Below are 16,624 nucleotides of genomic sequence, written 5' to 3'. Positions count from 1 at the left end.
GAAGGTGCCCGGTGCTGCAGGCCGTGCCCACCCTCCTCCCACCCTCACAGCGGTGGCTCCAGCCGTGCGATCGCCCGCAGAGCCCTGGGCGTGAACCTGGACATCAGATATGCCCCGCGTGCCTCCGGCGTCACCGGAACCACGGCGTCACCGCGCACGACCGCCCGCAGGATCGCGTCGGCGACCTTCTCCGGTGGATAGTTCCGCAGCCCGTACAGCCGCGCGGACTTCTTCTGGCGCCGTTTCTCCTCCTCGGCGTCGACCCCGGCGAAGTGCGCGGTCGACGTGATGTTGGTGTTCACGAAGCCGGGGCAGATCGCGGTCACGCCGATGCCCTGGCCGGCCAGTTCCGCGCGCAGGCACTCGCTCAGCATCAGCACGGCCGCCTTGGAGGTGCTGTAGGCGGGCAGTGCCTTGGAGGGCTGGTACGCCGCCGCCGACGCGGTGTTGACGATGTGGCCGCCCTGTCCGCGCTCGGCCATCTGCTTCCCGAACAGCCGGCAGCCGTGGATGACGCCCCACAGATTGACGTCGAGGACCTTCTTCCAGTCCTCCGGTGTGGTGTCGAAGAAGGAGCCGCCCAGGCCGATCCCGGCGTTGTTCACCAGCACGTCCACCACGCCGTACTCGGTGGCGACCTTCTCGGCGAGCTTCTCCATGGCCTGCTCGTCGGAGACGTCGACCGTCTCCGCCCAGGCCTCGGGGGCGCCGATCAGTCGGGACATCTCGGCGGTGCGGGCCGCGGACTCGGCGTCCCGGTCGACGGCCACCACGCGCGCGCCGGCCTCGGCGAACGCGTACGCCGTCGCCCGTCCGATGCCGCTGCCGGCGCCGGTGACCAGGACGAGCTGCCCGCCGAAGCGGTCGGCGTACTTGCCGGTCGCCGTCACCCCTTCCGGCCGCCCGCCCTCCACGGACGTCACGAACTCCGTGATCCAGGCCGCCAGTTGGTCGGGGCGGGTGCGCGGGATCCAGTGCTTCGCCGCGAGCGTGCGCCGGGTCAACTGCGGAACCCACGACTCCAGTTCGTCGTAGAGCCGCTCGGACAAAAACGCGTCCCCGAGGGGCGTGATGAGCTGCACGGGCGCGTGCGCGTACGCGTCCGTGCGCGGACGGCGCAGCCGGGCCCGTACGTTGTCGCGGTACAGCCATGCGCCGTGCGCCGCGTCCGTCGGCAGTGACGAGGTCGGGTAGCCGCCGCCGGGCACCTTCTCGAAGCGCTCCAGGAGCCTCGGCCAGCGCTTGCCCAGGGGACCGCGCCAGGCCAGTTCGGGCAGCACGGGTGTGTGCAGCAGATACACGTACCAGGACTTGGCGCCCTGGCCGAGCAGCTGGCCGACCCGGCGCGGCGTGGGGCGCTTGAGGCGCTGGTTGATCCAGTGCCCGAAGTGGTCGAGGGACGGGCCGGACATCGAGGTGAAGGAGGCGATCCGGCCCTCGGTGCGCTTGACGGTCACGAACTCCCAGGACTGCACCGAACCCCAGTCGTGCCCCACCAGATGCACCGGCCGGTCCGGGCTGACCGCGTCCGCGACGGCCAGGAAGTCGTCCGTCAGCTTCTCCAGCGTGAACCCGCCCCGCAGTGGCTTCGGTGCCGTGGACCGGCCGTGGCCCCTGACGTCGTACAGCACGACATGGAAGCGGTCGGCCAGCCGCGGCGCGACCTCGGACCACACCTCCTTGCTGTCCGGATAGCCGTGCACGAGGATCACCGTCGGCTGCCCCGGGTCACCCAGCTCGGCGACGCACAGCTCGACGCCGCCGGTCCGCACCCGGCGCTCACGCGCGCCCTGAAGAGTCACCGGCACCGTCACTTCTCCTCCGCCCAGCGCCGCACATGCGGCAGATCGTCGTCCAGCCAGAAGGCGCTCTCCTCGGGATCCGCGGAGTCGGTGACGACCAGGATCTCCTCGAACTTCGCGCCCGTACCCCGAAAGCCCAGATGTGGTTCGACCGCCCACAGGCCCGGCTGCGGCGGGTGGTCGGAGAAGCGGTACGGCGACCACAGCGGGGACCAGCCCTCGCGGTGACCGTGCAGCGCGTCGCTCGCCAGGCCCTTCAGGGACTGTGTGCCGAACCCGAACACATGCGGTGACCAGCGGCGCTCCTTGACCCGGTCGACCTTGTGCGCGATCACGCCGAAGGGGTAGGCGCGGTGCCGGTTGGCATAGCCCTGGCGGACCATGAGCCGGTCCACGTCCTCGTAGATCTCCCGCAGCGGCCGCCGCTCGCGCACCTCGCGCAGGATCAGCTCCCGGTGCGCCGCCAGGTCGGCCATCAGCTTGTCCTGCACGGGGTTGATGCCGAGCGAGCCCGAGTAGCCGATGTCGGCCGTGCAGCCGTCGTACACAGGGGCCATGTCCAGGATGAACGGCATCCCGGGCTCGAGGCGGCGGCCCGTGGGGAAGAACTGCAGCGGGATGCGGAAGTTCACGAACGCCGTGCGGTCCCCGAACCAGGCGAAGGGCAGGTGGAACCAGTCCCGCACCCCGCGCTCGCGCAGCCACTCGCGCTGCATGCGCGCCGCCTCACGCTCGGTAATGCCCGGCTCCAGCTGCGCCGCGACGGCCTCGGCGCACTCGTACGCCAGGCGCTGGACCGTCCTGAACCCCTGCAACTCCGCGGAGAGTTCGCGTGTCACCGCTGAAGTCATGCCACCGCCCACCTGTCCACACCGACTGCGGTACGTGCCCGTAACTTGACACTGGCGAATGTGACAGTTGTTAGAGGCTGCGTCAATAGGGCTGCCTCGGGCTGTGGACAACCACGCCGATGTGGAAAACCAGGGCCCTCGTTGTTCGACCTCAGGGTGACCCTTAGGGCCCCGTACACCTTGAGTCTGATCCCAAGACAGCTCTGCGGGGTGACGACCGGCGTGGTCCGCGTCACTACCTTCGAAGCGTGACTGTGATCGCGACCGAAAGCCTGAGCAAGCGGTTCCCCAGGGTGACCGCGCTTGACCGGCTCTCCGTGGACGTCGGGCCCGGTGTGACCGGACTCGTCGGAGCCAATGGGGCCGGCAAGTCCACACTGATCAAGATCCTGCTGGGTCTGTCCCCCGCCACCGAGGGCCGTGCCGAAGTGCTCGGACTCGATGTCGCCACCAAGGGCGCCGCCATCCGTGAGCGGGTCGGATACATGCCGGAGCACGACTGCCTGCCGCCCGACGTCTCGGCCACCGAGTTCGTCGTGCACATGGCCCGCATGTCCGGCCTGCCGCCCACCGCCGCGCGCGAGCGCACCGCGGACACGCTGCGCCACGTCGGTCTGTACGAGGAGCGCTACCGCCCTATCGGCGGCTACTCGACCGGCATGAAGCAGCGCGTGAAGCTGGCGCAGGCCCTGGTGCACGACCCTCAGCTGGTCTTCCTGGACGAGCCGACCAACGGCCTCGACCCGGTCGGCCGCGACGAGATGCTCGGCCTGATCCGCCGGATCCACACCGACTTCGGCATCTCGGTCCTGGTCACCTCGCACCTCCTGGGCGAGCTGGAGCGCACCTGCGACCACGTCGTCGTCATCGACGGCGGCAAGCTCCTGCGCTCCAGCTCCACCACCGACTTCACGCAGACCACGACCACGCTCGCGATCGAGGTCACCGACACCGACGAACACCCGGACGGCACCCGCGCGGTGCGCGACGCGCTCCACGCGCGCGGGGTGGACGTCCTCGACGGCAGCGGCGGCCTCCCCGGTGCCGGCCACATCCTGCTGCTCACCGCGCAGGGCGACGAGACGTACGACCTGGTGCGGGACGTGGTCGCCGACCTCGGCCTCGGCCTGGTGCGCATGGAACAGCGCCGGCACCACATCTCCGAGGTCTTCACGGACAGCGAGCAGGGCAGCGAGCAGAGCACCGACGCACAGCGGAAGGAGGCGGTCGGCCATGGCGGTTGAGCACCCCGTAGCGACGACATCGGGTGACCAGACCCGCATCCACAACATCGGCTACCGCACGTACGACGGCCCCCGCCTCGGCCGCTCCTACGCCACCCGCTCCCTCTACTCGCAGTCCCTGCGCGGCGCCTACGGCCTCGGCCGCTCGGTGAAGTCCAAGGTGCTGCCGATGCTCCTGTTCGTGGTGATGTGCGTGCCCGCGGCCATCATGGTCGCCGTCGCGGTCGCCACCAAGGCCAAGGACCTGCCCGTCGACTACACGCGCTACGCGATCATCATGCAGGCCGTGATCAGCCTGTACGTCGCCTCGCAGGCACCCCAGTCCGTCTCCCGCGACCTGCGCTTCAAGACCGTACCGCTGTACTTCTCGCGGCCCATCGAGACCGCCGACTACGTACGCGCGAAGTTCGCGGCGCTCGCCTCCGCCCTGTTCATCCTCACCGCGGCCCCGCTGCTCGTGCTGTATGTGGGCGCGCTGCTGGCCAAGCTGGACTTCGCCGACCAGACCAAGGGATTCGCGCAGGGACTCGTTTCCGTGGCACTGCTCTCCCTGCTCTTCGCCGGCATCGGCCTGGTCATCGCGTCGTTCACCCCGCGCCGCGGCTTCGGCATCGCGGCCGTGATCGCCGTCATGACCATCTCCTACGGCGCGGTCTCCACCCTCCAGGCCATCGCCGACGCGCAGTCCCTCGGCGACGGCGGGGGCAGCAGCGGCGCCATCGCCTGGATCGGCCTGTTCTCGCCGGTCACGCTCATCGACGGGGTGCAGTCCGCGTTCCTCGGCGCGAGCTCCGCGTTCCCCGGCGGGGTCGGCCCCAGCGACGGGGTGGGCGTGGTCTACGTCCTCGCCGTCCTCGGCCTGATCGCCGCGAGCTACGGCCTCCTGATGCGCCGCTACAAGAAGGTGGGAATGTGACCACGCTCCAGATCGACCACGTCTCCCGCTGGTTCGGCAACGTGGTCGCCGTCAACGACATCACCATGACGATCGGCCCCGGCGTCACCGGCCTGCTCGGCCCCAACGGCGCCGGAAAGTCCACCCTCATCAACATGATGGGCGGCTTCCTCGCCCCCTCCACCGGCACCGTCACCCTCGACGGACAACCGGTCTGGCGCAACGAGGCCATCTACAAGCACATCGGCATCGTCCCCGAGCGCGAGGCGATGTACGACTTCCTCACCGGCCGCGAATTCGTCGTCGCCAACGCCGAGTTGCACGGCCTGGGCGCCAAGGCCGCCCAGAAGGCGCTGGCCACGGTCGAGATGGAGTACGCCCAGGACCGCAAGATCTCGACGTACTCCAAGGGCATGCGGCAGCGCGTGAAGATGGCGAGCGCCCTGGTGCACGACCCGTCCCTCCTCCTGCTCGACGAGCCGTTCAACGGCATGGACCCGCGCCAGCGCATGCAGCTCATGGACCTGCTGCGCCGCATGGGCGACGAGGGCCGCACGGTGCTGTTCTCGTCCCACATCCTCGAAGAGGTCGAGCAACTCGCCTGGCACATCGAGGTCGTGGTCGCCGGACGGCACGCGGCCAGCGGCGACTTCCGCAAGATCCGCCGCCTGATGACCGACCGCCCGCACCGCTATCTGGTCCGCTCCAGCGACGACCGCACCCTCGCGGCCGCGCTGATCGCCGACCCGTCGACGTCCGGTATCGAGGTCGATCTGGCCGAGGGCGCGTTGCACATCCAGGCCGTCGACTTCGGCCGCTTCACCGCCCTGCTGCCCAAGGTGGCGCGCGACCACGGCATCCGCCTGCTCACGGTCTCGCCGTCCGACGAATCCCTCGAGTCCGTCTTCTCGTATCTGGTCGCGGCGTAGGAGGCCGAAAGATGTACGACCCCACAGTCGCCCGGCTCACCTACCGGGCCCTGCTCGGCCGTCGCCGGGCCCTCATCCTGGGCGCCCTGCCGCTGCTGCTCATCGCGATCTCCGTGGTGGTGCGCGGGCTGGCCGGAGCCGACGACCAGACCGCGTCCGACCTGCTCGGCGGGCTGGCGCTCGCCACCATGGTGCCGATCATCGGCGTCATCGCGGGCACGGGTGCGATCGGGCCGGAGATCGACGACGGCTCGGTGGTGTACCTGCTGTCCAAGCCGGTGAAACGGCCGACGATCATCTTCACCAAGCTGATCGTGGCGATCGCCGTGACGATGGTGTTCTCGGCGCTGCCCACCTTCATCGCCGGGTACATCCTCAACGGCAACGGCCAGCAGATCGCCGTCGCCTACACGGTGGCTGCGCTGGTCGCCTCCATCGCGTACGCCGCGATCTTCCTGCTGCTCGGCACGGTGTCCCGGCACGCGGTGGTCTTCGGGCTCGTCTACGCACTCGTCTGGGAGGCCCTGTTCGGCTCCCTGGTGGCGGGCGCGCGCACGCTGAGCGTTCAGCAGTGGTCGCTGGCGGTGGCGCAGAAGGTCGCCGGCGGAGACATGGTGACGTCGGACGTCGCACTGCCCACGGCGACGGTGCTGCTGGCGGTGGTCACCGTACTGGCGACCTGGTACGCGGGGCAGAAGCTGCGGTCGCTGACGCTGGCCGGTGAGGAGTAGACGCTGCGCTTACTGACAGGGACTTCACCTCTGTCCGTCCACACTGGGCAAAAGGGGACGCACAGTCAGGAGAGGTACGGCTAGGAGGACGGGGATGGCAGAGGACTGGGACGACCCGGTTCTGGACGAGGACTTCATACGGTCCGCCGAGACGAGCGAGCCGTCTGCCAGGGCCCGTATGCTCGCCGCCCGCTGGCGGCGTGAAGCGCCCGAGCCGCAGCCGTGGCGCTCGGACGAACCGCCTGCCGGCTGGTTCTTCAGCAAGGGGCGCCGACGCAGATGGCGCCGCCGGTAGCAGGCGTTCGCGGCCATTCCCGTTCCCTTTTAACCAGTGGCGTCCAACTCGTCGTACAGGCACAGTGGTTGTGTCCACACCGCCGGACGGTGAGTTCGGCGCCACGTTCTGGGAGAGGAGTTCGACGATGTCCATGCACGGCAGTACGTCGAGCTCCCGACAGGGCAGCCGGCGGCGGGCTCCGGAGTAATCGCTACCCCTCCGTAGAGTCCGCACCGCACGGGGAGCTGCCCGGGGCGGCCGCTTCGAGCACGCGATGTCGCTCTCGCGTGGGCCGCCCACCCGGAGGATTGGCCGAGAGGTAAGGCACCGGTTTGCTAAACCGTGGTCGGGTCTGAAAGCCCGCGCACGTTCGATTCGTGCATCCTCCGCGAGACGTTGCCACTTTGGCTGGCCGTGGTGCAGGGCTTGGAGTTGCTTGAGAAGGCGCCCGGTGCTGCAGGCCGTGCCCACCCGTTCCGCCCTGCGGAACGACTGCCCACGGCGGTAGCCGGCTGCGGCTGCCTGCGGCTGCCTGCGGCTACTGCTACGCGAGCCGCCCGCCGTCTGGCTGTCGCTGCGACAGCCGCCGACCGCAACGCCAGCCGAACAGCCGTCGGCCGAACCACCGGCGTCAGCCCAGCAACCGCTCCAGCACCACCGCGATCCCGTCCTCCTCATTGGAAGACGTCACCTCGTCCGCCACCGCCTTGAGCTCCTCGTGGGCGTTGGCCATCGCCACGCCCCGAGCCGCCCAGGCGAACATCGGGATGTCGTTGGGCATGTCGCCGAAGGCGAGCGTGTCGGCGGCCTTCAGGCCCAGCCGCCGAGCTGCCAGGGAGAGTCCCGTCGCCTTCGACAAGCCCAGCGGCAGCAGTTCCACGATGCCCTCGCCCGCCATCGCCACGGAGACAAAACCGCCCGCTGCCTGGCGGGCGGCCTCGGCCAACTCGTCGTCCGACAGGTCCGGATGCTGTATGTAGATCTTGTTCAGCGGGGCGGCCCACAGATCCGACGCGTCCGTGAACGGCGTCGATGGAAGCGCGCCCGTGACCGCGTAACCGGGGCCGACCATGACCTCGCCGTCCAGGCCGGCGCGGCTCGCCGCCAGGAACAGGGGCCCGACCTCGGCCTCGATCTTGGCCAGGGCCACGCCTGCCAGTTGGCGGTCCAGGGTCACCGCCGTCAGCAGGCGGTGCTCGCCGGCGTCGTACACCTGCGCACCCTGGGCGCACACCGCGAGGCCGTCGTAGCCGAGGTCGTCGAGGATGTGCCGGGTGTACGGGACCGCGCGGCCCGTGACGACGATGTGCGCCGCGCCCGCCACGGTGGCCGCGGCGAGGGCGTCGCGGGTGCGCTGCGAGACCGACTCGTCGGAGCGCAGGAGCGTTCCGTCGAGGTCGGTGGCGATCAGCTTGTACGGAAAGCCCCCGGCAGGGGACCCGGCGTCGGCGGCCTCGCTCACTTGGCCACCGGCTCCAGGACCTCCCGGCCACCCAGGTACGGACGCAGCACCTCGGGGACCCGGACGGAGCCGTCGGCCTGCTGGTGGTTCTCCAGGATCGCCACGATCGTGCGCGGGACGGCGCACAGCGTGCCGTTGAGCGTCGCCAGCGGCTTGACCTGCTTGCCGTCACGGACGCGGATCGACAGGCGGCGGGACTGGAACTCGGTGCAGTCCGAGGTCGACGTCAGCTCGCGGTACTTGCCCTGCGTCGGGATCCACGCCTCGCAGTCGAACTTGCGGGCGGCCGAGGAGCCGAGGTCGGCGGAGGCGACGTCGATGACGCGGAACGGCAGTTCCAGCGACGTCAGCCACTGCTTCTCCCACTCCAGCAGGCGCTGGTGCTCGGCCTGCGAGTCCTCGGGAGCGACGTACGAGAACATCTCGACCTTGTCGAACTGGTGCACGCGGAAGATGCCCCGGGTGTCCTTGCCGTGCGAGCCGGCCTCGCGGCGGAAGCAGGGGGAGAAGCCGGCGTAGCGCAGGGGGAGCTTGTCGGCGTCGAGGATCTCGTCCATGTGGTACGCCGCGAGCGGGACCTCGGAGGTGCCGACCAGGTAAAGGTCGTCCTTGTCGAGGTGGTAGACGTCCTGGGCGGCCTGGCCGAGGAAGCCGGTGCCGGCCATCGACTGGGGGCGGACCAGCGCCGGGGTCAGCATCGGCGTGAAGCCGGCCGCCGTGGCCTGGGCCATCGCCGCGTTGACCAGGGCGAGCTCCAGCAGGGCGCCGACGCCGGTCAGGAAGTAGAAGCGGGAGCCGGACACCTTGGCGCCGCGCTCGACGTCGATCGCGCCGAGGATCGTGCCGAGCTCCAGGTGGTCCTTCGGCTCGAAGCCCTCGGCCGCGAAGTCACGGATCTCGCCGTGCGTCTCCAGCGTGACGAAGTCCTCCTCGCCGCCGACCGGGACGTCGGGGTGCACGAGGTTGCCGAGCTGGAGGAGCAGCTCCTGGGTCTCGGCGTCCGCCGCGTCGCGCTCGGCGTCGGCTGCCTTGACGTCGGCGGCCAGCTGGCTCGCCTTCTTCAGCAGCTCGGCCTTCTCGTCGCCGGAGGCCTTGGGGATGAGCTTGCCGAGCTGCTTCTGCTCGGCGCGGAGCTCGTCGAAGCGGACGCCGGACGACCTGCGCCGCTCGTCGGCAGACAGGAGGGCGTCGACGAGCGCGACGTCCTCTCCACGGGCGCGCTGCGAGGCGCGCACTCGGTCGGGGTCCTCACGGAGCAGGCGAAGGTCAATCACGCGCTCAAGGCTACCGGGGAGGGGTGACACCCCACGACTCGCTATTCCGAACTGCGGCTTACATACCGTTATGGGGGAATTGCGAAACGTGTCAATAAAAAGTGTCTCACTCCCCGGGACGGGGCAGGGCAGCGGCGTCCAGTTGACTCGATTCCCTTGTGGGGAACGGGACTTGGCGTTCGGTTGTCCACAGCGATCCCCAGCCCTCCAAGAGTTATCCACAGGCTGTGTGGATGGACTGTGGACGTCGGAATTGATCACTCCGGAACCCGTCGAGCAAGTCGAGGATTCCCAGGACAAACCCTCCTCACCCCCACTTTCGAGTGGAAAGTGGTCGCCCCAAAGGATTGCTCAAAGGAAAAGAGTGGACGAAGGGTGACTTGCACGATGGTGGACGCCGAAGGGGTCTGGAGACCGATTTGTCGACAGACTCACCGTTGCTTGTCGACTTGTCCCCAGGTCGAGAAGCGGACCTGTGGATAACTTCTGTGGATAACGACAATATGCTGGTAGTACCGGTGGGCAACCGACACCGGACCCCATGGCGAACCGACACCGGAGCCGCTGTCAGAACCGCCCGTCCTGGCACCGCGCCACCCAGTCCGCCGCCGAGACGAACTCGTCGTCCGACGTCCCGGGGCGCGGGGGCTGTACATCGCCCGGCTTCATGTCCGCGCGCGGATACGAGCCCAGGAACCGCACCTCCAGGCAGATCCGCTTCAGCCCCATCAGCGCCTCGGCCACCCGGCGGTCGGAGATGTGCCCCTCGGCGTCGATGCAGAAGCAGTAGTTGCCGATGCCGGCGCCGGTCGGCCGGGACTGCAGCAGCATCAGGTTGATGCCGCGCGTGGCGAACTCGCCCAGGAGGTCGCGCAGGCCACCGGGGTGGTCGTCGCGCTGCCACAGCACGACGGACGTCTTGTCCGCGCCGGTCGGCGCCGCGGGCCGGGCGGGGCGGCCCACCAGCACGAACCGGGTCTGGGCGTTCTCCGCGTCATGGATCCCGGTCTCCAGGGCCTCGAGGCCGTACCGGGCGGCGGCGAACTCACCGGCGAAGGCGGCGTCGTACTGGCCCTCCTGGACCAGACGCGCGGCGTCCGCGTTCGAGGCGGCCGACTCCCAGTGGGCGTCCGGGAGGTTCTTGCGCAGCCAGTTGCGCACCTGCGGTTGGGCGGCCGGGTGGGCGGAGACCGTCTTGATGTCGGTCAGCTTGGTGCCGGGCCTGACCAGCAGTGCGAAGGTGATCGACAGCAACACCTCGCGGTAGATCATCAGCGGCGCGCCCGCGACGAGCTCGTCGAGCGTGGTCGTGATGCCGCCCTCGACGGAGTTCTCGATCGGCACGAACGCGGCCTCGGCCTCGCCGGCGCGCACCGCGTCGAGCGCGGACTGCACGGACACGTAGGGGATCAGCTCCCGGGTCGCGGCCTCGGGAAGCGTGCGCAGGGCGACTTCGGTGAAGGTGCCCTCGGGGCCGAGATAGGCGTAGCTCGCTGGCATGACCTCACCCTAATGGCCGTTGCCGAACACGGCGTACGAATCCCCGGCCCCTCCCGGCTCCGGCCACCCGCGAGGGCGACCTCGGTGTCGTACGGCTGTGCAGCACCCGTACGGCCCTGCCGGTGCCGTCACCCCTCCAGCAACGGCTGCCCCACGTACTCCCCCTCCGCGGCCCCACCCGGCACCGCGAACAACCCGCTCGCCTCGTGCCGGATGAACTTGGACAGCGCGTCGCCCCGGTCGAGCTTGCGCTGGATGGTGACGAAGCCGCGCAGCGGGTCGGCCTGCCAGCAGATGAAGAGCAGCCCGGCGTCGGGCACCCCGTCCGCGTCGATGCCGTCGTGGTACGAGAACGGGCGCCGCAGCATCGCCGCCCCGCCGTTCTGGTCGGGCCGGGTGATGCGCGCGTGGGCGTTGAGGGGGACGACCAGATTCCCGGCCTTGTCCGTCTTCTCCAGGTCCATCTCGGTCGTCTCGCTGCCCCCGGTCAGCGGCGCCCCGTCGGACTTGCGGCGGCCGATGACCTGCTCCTGCTCAGGGAGCGAGAGCTGCTCCCAGTCGTCGAGGAGCATGCGGATGCGGCGTACGACGGCGTAGGAGCCGTTGGCCATCCAGGAGGGGTCCTTCGAGCCGGACGCGGGTACGAAGATCCGCTGGTCGAAGTCGGCGTCCGTCGGCTTCGGATTGCGCGTGCCGTCCATCTGGCCCATGAGGTTGCGAGCCGTCATGGGGTGCGCGGTGGCGCCCGGCGACCGGTTGAAGCCGTTCATCTGCCACCGCACCTTGGCGGCCTGCCCCGCCTCCTTCTGGATCGCGCGCAGGGCATGGAAGGCGACCAGTGCGTCATGGGCGCCGATCTGCACCCACAGGTCGCCGTTGCTGCGTGCCTTGTCCAGTTGGTCGGAGGAGAAGTCGGGGAGCGGGTCCAGGGCGACCGGGCGCTGCTTCTCCAGACCGGTCCGTTCGAAGAAGCTGTGCCCGAAGCCGAAGGTGATGGTCAGCGACGACGGCCCCGCGTCCCGGGCGACATCCGTGTCGTCCTGCTTCATCGCCTCGCCCGCCATCAGCCGCCGAGCCGTCTCCGACCAGCGGCGCATCAGCGCGGCCGCCTCCTTGCGGCCCGCGCCCGCCGCCAGGTCGAAGGCGACGAGGTGGCCGCGCGCCTGGAGCCCCTGGAGGATGCCGGGCTGATGTTTCCCGTGAAACATCACCTGATCGGCGCCCACCGAGGAGAGCGGCGTCGCCTCGCTCGGCCGGGCGGCATATCCCACCGCCCCGCCCGCCGCACCGAGCACCAGCCCGGTGGCACCGGCGGTCCCGAGCAGCCGTCGCCGCGAGATGCCCTCCTTGGCGACGGCGCGTGCCTTGCCGGCGCTCTCCTTTACAGGGGCACCTTCAACCGAGGCGCCTTCGCGAACACCGCCATTAAGGGCCGCCTCGGGAGTTCCCGGCGTTCCGGGGGTCTCAGGAGTACGGGCCTCCGGAATGGACTGGTCAGCCATGGTGAGGTTCAGCCGATCTGCGCGTTCTTGGAGACGGTGGCCTGGTCGATGTCGGAGGTCCGCACGGTCACGGCGATCTTCCACTCGCCCGCCATGGGGATCTGCACCCCGCTCGCCGACCAGTGTCCGGTGGAGATGTGGTCGGGGACGACGGGCAGCGGCCCGATGTCCTGGGACTCGAGGGTGAAGGCGACCTTCACCTCGGGGATGTCGAAGGCGCGGCCATTGGGGCGCTGCACGTAGACGTGCATTTCGTTGCCGCCCACGCGCGCGGGATCGAGGTCGATCCGTACGACGCCCTTGCCGTCCTCGCCGCCGGTGTCGAAGGACATGTCCAGGGTCAGCGCCCCGGCCGACGCGTCGGCGGATGCGGACGCCGTGGCCGCCCTGGCCTCCTCCTCCGTGCGCCCCGGCTCGGTCGACGTCAGCATGGTGGTGACCGCGAGCAGGACGACGGCGACGCCGGCCTCGGCCAGCACCGAGCGGCGCAGTCCGAACCGGTTCGGGTCGGCGTCCCGCTGCTGCTTGCGCCGTGCCGTGTCGATCGCGTCCTGCTGCCGGGCGAGCTGGGCGGCGCGCCGGGAGTCGCCCTGGTCGGGTACGGCGGCCGAGACGCCCCCCTTCTTGCCGGAGGCGGAGGCAGAGGCGGAGGCGGAAGTGCCGGCCCGCGCGACGGCGTGCTCCTTCTCGCTGTCGCCGGCCGCCTTCTCGCCCTCCTGTGCCCCCTTCTCGCTCTCGTCGGCCTCTTTCTCGCCCTCCCGCGCTGGCTTCTCCGTCTCGCAGGCCTCCTTCTCGCCCGCGCCCGCGTCCTTCTCCTCCCGAGCCCTCACCACCGTGTCCGCCAGCCGTGCCGTCCACCGCCGCGAGATCCACGCGATCCCGACCAGCAGCACCACGAGCCCGATCTTCACCAGCAGCAACTGCCCGTACCGCGTGCCGGTGAACGCCGACCACGATCCGAGCTGCCGCCACGACTGGTAGATGCCGGTCGCGACCAGCGCCAGCACGCTGCCGAAGGCGAGGCGCGAGAACCGTCGTACGGCGGAGGCCTCGACCGGTGTGTCCGCGGGCGAGCAGTACAGCGCCACCAGCAGGGCGGTGAGCCCGCCGAGCCAGCCCGCGACGGCCAGCAGGTGAGCGACGTCGACCGGCATCGCGATCCCGGCCTGGAGCCCGGTCGAGGCGTGCTCGGACATCGCCCAGCTGGCGGCGAGCCCCGCCGCAACCACGATCCCGCCGATCGCGAGCCCGAAGGTGAGGTCCCGCTTCTCCTCGTCCTCGCGCTTGTCGTAGGCGCCGAAGAGCACGGCGATGAACAACGCCGCAGCGGCGAGCAGCAGCAGCCGGGACACCAGTGCCGCACCCGTCTTGGTCTGCAGCACCTGCCCGAGCAGGTCCAGGTCGAAGATGTCGCCGACCTTGCCGGTGCTGGTGTACGAGCCGCGCAGGAGCAGCAGCCCGAGCGTGGCGGCGGTCAGGGCCAGCCAGCCGGAGACGACGAGCCGCTGCAGCGCCCGCACTCCCGCCCCGCGCTGCCAGCAGGCGAGCACGAAGGCGGCGCCGCCCACGAGGACGATGAAGCCGGCGTACGACACGTACCGTCCGAAGCCGTATAGCCAGCCGACGACTCCGCCGCCCGCCTCCTGGCCGGAGACCGAGACGGTGGTCTGCGAGGGGGCGCCGATGGAGAAGGTGTAGGCGCCGGCGACCGGATGGCTGTCCTCGGAGACCACCTGGTAGGTGACGGTGTAGGTGCCGTCGGGCAGACCGCTGTGGAGTTTCACGGCGTACGTCGTGCCGCTGACGTTCGCCGGATCGCCGCGGTCGATGCGCTTGCCCTTGGGGTCGAGCACGCGCAGGGAGTCGTCGGACAGGGCGACCTTCTCGGAGAAGGTCAGTGAGACCTGCGTCGGGGCCTTGTCCACCACCGCCCCCTGCCGGGGATCGCTGCCGGTCAGTGCGGCGTGCGCGGAGACCGGCCCGGCACCGGCGAGGAGCAGGCCGGTGGCGGCCAGGAGCAGCAGCACCAGGGTCCGGACGCGCGGCAGCACCAGGGTCCGGACGCGCGGCAGCACCAGGGTCCGGTCGCGCGGGGCGATGGTCTGGGTCAAGGCGATCTCTCCCTCAGTGTCCGGTCTTCGGGTTGTACGTCGCGGACTTCACCGGCATCTCGACGGTGACCGTGCCGGACTCGGCGAAGTGGAGCTTCACGGTCACCTTCTCGCCCTGCTTCGGCTGTCGCTTCAGCTTCTCGAACATCAGATGGCTGCCGCCGCTCTTGAACACGAGTCGACCGTGCGCGGGGACGTCGAGTTCCTTGACCTCCCGCATCGACGAACCCACGGTCTCGTGCGCGGTGACCTCGCCGATGTCGCTGGTGACGGAGGTCAGCTCGTCCTTCGTACCGCCCTTGTTGGTGACCGTCAGGAAGCCGGCCGCCATGGAGTCGGAGACCGGCTGCGGCATGTAGGCGCCGCTGACGGCCAGTTCGGCCCGGGAATCGCCGGAGCCGGAGTCGGAGCCGCAGCCCGCCAGGACGAGGGCTCCGGCCATCACCGCCGTCACCACCGCGGTCCCCGGGGCGAGACGCCTCACGGCTTCTCCCCCTTGATCAGCTTGGGGAGGTCCTGGGTGTAGTCGTCGACCTGGGCGTCCTCGGTGTAGAGGACGTAGCCCTTGTCGGTCTTCGGCGAGAACGCCACGACCTGGGTGCCGTGGGTGGAGACCATCTTGCCGTTCTTGTCCTTGTGCGGCGGCTCGATGCTGATGCCGAGGGTGCGGGCGCCGGCCTGGATGGTGGCGAAGTCGCCGGTCAGGCCGACGACCTCCGGGTCGATGCCCTTGAGCCACTTGCCGAGCGCGGAGGCGGTGTCGCGCTCCGGGTCGGTGGTGACGAACACGACGCGCAGCTCGTCCTGTTCTGCCCTGGGCAGTTGCTTCTTGGCGACGGCGATGTTGCTCATCGTCAGCGGGCAGACGTCGGGGCAGTTGGTGTAGCCGAAGTAGATCAGCGTCGGCCTGCCCTGGGTCTCCTTGCGGAGGTCGTACTTCTTGCCGTTGGTGTCCGTGAGGACCAGGTCCGGCTTCTCGAACGGCTTGTCGAGGACGATGGCGGCCTTGTCCGAGCCGGTGTCCTCGGAGACCACGGAGACGGGCGAGTCGCTGCTGTCGGTGCCGCTGCCGCAGGCGGAGAGGGTCAGGGTGGCGGCGGCGACCAGGGCGGCCGCGGCGAAGGTCTTCTTACGCATAGAAAATGTCCCAGTTGTGAGAGCTCCGGCGCGCACCGGGGGCGTGCCCCGGCGCGCACCGTGAACCTGAGGAGCCGTCAGGCGTCCGCGCGCCGACGGCCGGCGCGTACGCCGTACGCCACGCCCAGTGCGCCGACGACGATGCCGACCACGCCGAGGACGCGGGCGGTGGTGTCGCTGCTGTCGGCGGGCTCGGCGGCGGCGGTCTTGGCGGACGCGGCCTCGGCGTCGTCGGAGTCGGAGGCCTTGTCGGAGGACGACGAGCCGTGGTGCCCGTCCTCGGCGGCGGACAGTGCGAGCACGGGCGCCGGGTTCTCGGGCTCGTCCTGACCCTCCTGCGGCACCTCGATCCAGCGCACGACCTCCTTGTTGTCGTACGTCTGGATCGCCTTGAAGACGAGCTGGTCGGCGTCCTCGGGGAGCTGGCCGATGGAGACGGGGAACTTCTCGAAGTAGCCCGGCTCGATGCCCTTGCCGTCCGCGGTCCAAGTGATCTTGGAGACGGCCTCGGAGATCTTCTCGCCGTGCATCTCGATCGGCTTGTCGAGCTCGGACTTGGTGACGTCGATCTTCCAGCCGGCCATCGGCTCCGGCATCGCGGAGGCCAGCGGATGGTCGGTGGGGAAGGTCACCTCGAGCTTGGTGGTCGAGGCGTTGTCGCGCTCGTTGGGCACCTTGAAGTCGACGACCGCATAGCCGCCCTTGGCTGCCGTGCCCTCCGGCTGCACGCTGACGTGGGCGAACGCGGGGACGGACAGGGCGAGCACGGCCGTACCGGCGAGCGCGCCCGTGGCGGCGATACGAGAGGCCTTCATGTTGAGCACTCCACTGTGAATGAGATGCGGATTCCGGTGGTGAAGAGGAGTACGCGTACGCAGGGGTGCCCGATCAGACGGAAAACGGTGGTCC

The 16,624-nt window shown here is 69.9% G+C and carries 15 protein-coding genes and 1 tRNA gene; 6 read left to right on the top strand and 10 right to left on the bottom strand.

Annotation, left to right across the window (positions count from 1 at the left end; translation table 11 throughout):
• Positions 1-44 precede the first annotated feature (44 nt).
• Entirely contained in the window at positions 45-1,802 is a 1,758-nt protein-coding gene (locus ACZ7L6_RS30450) for an SDR family oxidoreductase (RefSeq protein ID WP_471929443.1), read from the bottom strand.
• Between the two features lie 8 nt (positions 1,803-1,810).
• Entirely contained in the window at positions 1,811-2,653 is an 843-nt protein-coding gene (locus ACZ7L6_RS30445; protein WP_471929370.1) for a M24 family metallopeptidase, read from the bottom strand.
• A 254-nt stretch (positions 2,654-2,907) separates the two neighbouring features.
• Between ACZ7L6_RS30445 and ACZ7L6_RS30440 the strand changes: the two genes are divergently transcribed.
• The 6 genes from ACZ7L6_RS30440 to ACZ7L6_RS30415 all read left to right on the top strand — a co-directional run bounded on the left by ACZ7L6_RS30440 (position 2,908) and on the right by ACZ7L6_RS30415 (position 7,118).
• Positions 2,908-3,897, top strand: coding sequence for an ABC transporter ATP-binding protein (locus ACZ7L6_RS30440; protein WP_471929441.1), 990 nt, complete (start codon positions 2,908-2,910; stop codon positions 3,895-3,897).
• Complete coding sequence (locus tag ACZ7L6_RS30435) at positions 3,887-4,813, top strand: ABC transporter permease (protein ID WP_471929368.1); 927 nt, start codon at positions 3,887-3,889, stop codon at positions 4,811-4,813. Before ACZ7L6_RS30440 ends, ACZ7L6_RS30435 begins: the two co-directional genes overlap by 11 nt.
• Entirely contained in the window at positions 4,810-5,721 is a 912-nt protein-coding gene (locus tag ACZ7L6_RS30430; RefSeq protein ID WP_471929366.1) for an ABC transporter ATP-binding protein, read from the top strand. The genes ACZ7L6_RS30435 and ACZ7L6_RS30430 overlap by 4 nt, the downstream gene beginning before the upstream one ends.
• 11 nt (positions 5,722-5,732) lie before the next feature.
• A complete protein-coding gene (locus ACZ7L6_RS30425) occupies positions 5,733-6,452 on the top strand; it encodes an ABC transporter permease subunit (protein WP_471929364.1) in 720 nt (239 codons plus the stop codon).
• A gap of 94 nt (positions 6,453-6,546) precedes the next feature.
• Positions 6,547-6,747: an SGM_3592 family protein gene (locus tag ACZ7L6_RS30420; protein WP_471929362.1), complete on the top strand. Its 201-nt coding sequence runs from the start codon at positions 6,547-6,549 to the stop codon at positions 6,745-6,747.
• A 284-nt stretch (positions 6,748-7,031) separates the two neighbouring features.
• Positions 7,032-7,118 (top strand) — tRNA-Ser (locus ACZ7L6_RS30415).
• A 242-nt stretch (positions 7,119-7,360) separates the two neighbouring features.
• Here the strand turns inward: ACZ7L6_RS30415 and ACZ7L6_RS30410 are convergent.
• The 8 genes from ACZ7L6_RS30410 to ACZ7L6_RS30375 all read right to left on the bottom strand — a co-directional run bounded on the left by ACZ7L6_RS30410 (position 7,361) and on the right by ACZ7L6_RS30375 (position 16,530).
• Entirely contained in the window at positions 7,361-8,191 is an 831-nt protein-coding gene (locus ACZ7L6_RS30410; RefSeq protein ID WP_471929360.1) for an HAD family hydrolase, read from the bottom strand.
• Positions 8,188-9,465, bottom strand: coding sequence for a serine--tRNA ligase (gene serS, locus ACZ7L6_RS30405; protein WP_471929358.1), 1,278 nt, complete (start codon positions 9,463-9,465; stop codon positions 8,188-8,190). The genes ACZ7L6_RS30410 and serS overlap by 4 nt, the downstream gene beginning before the upstream one ends.
• A gap of 567 nt (positions 9,466-10,032) precedes the next feature.
• Complete coding sequence (gene pheA / locus ACZ7L6_RS30400) at positions 10,033-10,965, bottom strand: prephenate dehydratase (RefSeq protein WP_471929356.1); 933 nt, start codon at positions 10,963-10,965, stop codon at positions 10,033-10,035.
• 128 nt (positions 10,966-11,093) lie between these two features.
• Complete coding sequence (efeB, locus tag ACZ7L6_RS30395) at positions 11,094-12,467, bottom strand: iron uptake transporter deferrochelatase/peroxidase subunit (protein ID WP_471929354.1); 1,374 nt, start codon at positions 12,465-12,467, stop codon at positions 11,094-11,096.
• An 8-nt stretch (positions 12,468-12,475) separates the two neighbouring features.
• Complete coding sequence (locus tag ACZ7L6_RS30390) at positions 12,476-14,578, bottom strand: copper resistance CopC/CopD family protein (protein ID WP_471929352.1); 2,103 nt, start codon at positions 14,576-14,578, stop codon at positions 12,476-12,478.
• A gap of 13 nt (positions 14,579-14,591) precedes the next feature.
• Complete coding sequence (locus ACZ7L6_RS30385; RefSeq protein WP_471929439.1) at positions 14,592-15,020, bottom strand: copper chaperone PCu(A)C; 429 nt, start codon at positions 15,018-15,020, stop codon at positions 14,592-14,594.
• Between the two features lie 38 nt (positions 15,021-15,058).
• Complete coding sequence (locus ACZ7L6_RS30380; protein WP_471929350.1) at positions 15,059-15,715, bottom strand: SCO family protein; 657 nt, start codon at positions 15,713-15,715, stop codon at positions 15,059-15,061.
• Between the two features lie 77 nt (positions 15,716-15,792).
• Positions 15,793-16,530 (bottom strand): YcnI family copper-binding membrane protein, encoded by a 738-nt coding sequence (locus tag ACZ7L6_RS30375; protein WP_471929348.1) that lies wholly within the window; start codon positions 16,528-16,530, stop codon positions 15,793-15,795.
• Positions 16,531-16,624: the final 94 nt, after the last annotated feature.

This window comes from Streptomyces sp. NPDC107522, assembly GCF_055657525.1.
Note: the sequence above shows the minus strand (reverse complement) of the source record. Positions and strands in the feature narration are given on the sequence as shown.

Coding starts and splice junctions, on each gene's coding strand:
- ACZ7L6_RS30445 (WP_471929370.1), bottom strand. CDS start 2,653: ATGACTTCAGCGGTGACACGCGAACTCTCCGCGGAGTTGCAGGGGTTC.
- ACZ7L6_RS30435 (WP_471929368.1), top strand. CDS start 3,887: ATGGCGGTTGAGCACCCCGTAGCGACGACATCGGGTGACCAGACCCGC.
- ACZ7L6_RS30425 (WP_471929364.1), top strand. CDS start 5,733: ATGTACGACCCCACAGTCGCCCGGCTCACCTACCGGGCCCTGCTCGGC.
- ACZ7L6_RS30420 (WP_471929362.1), top strand. CDS start 6,547: ATGGCAGAGGACTGGGACGACCCGGTTCTGGACGAGGACTTCATACGG.
- pheA (WP_471929356.1), bottom strand. CDS start 10,965: ATGCCAGCGAGCTACGCCTATCTCGGCCCCGAGGGCACCTTCACCGAA.
- efeB (WP_471929354.1), bottom strand. CDS start 12,467: ATGGCTGACCAGTCCATTCCGGAGGCCCGTACTCCTGAGACCCCCGGA.
- ACZ7L6_RS30385 (WP_471929439.1), bottom strand. CDS start 15,020: ATGGCCGGAGCCCTCGTCCTGGCGGGCTGCGGCTCCGACTCCGGCTCC.
- ACZ7L6_RS30380 (WP_471929350.1), bottom strand. CDS start 15,715: ATGCGTAAGAAGACCTTCGCCGCGGCCGCCCTGGTCGCCGCCGCCACC.
- ACZ7L6_RS30375 (WP_471929348.1), bottom strand. CDS start 16,530: ATGAAGGCCTCTCGTATCGCCGCCACGGGCGCGCTCGCCGGTACGGCC.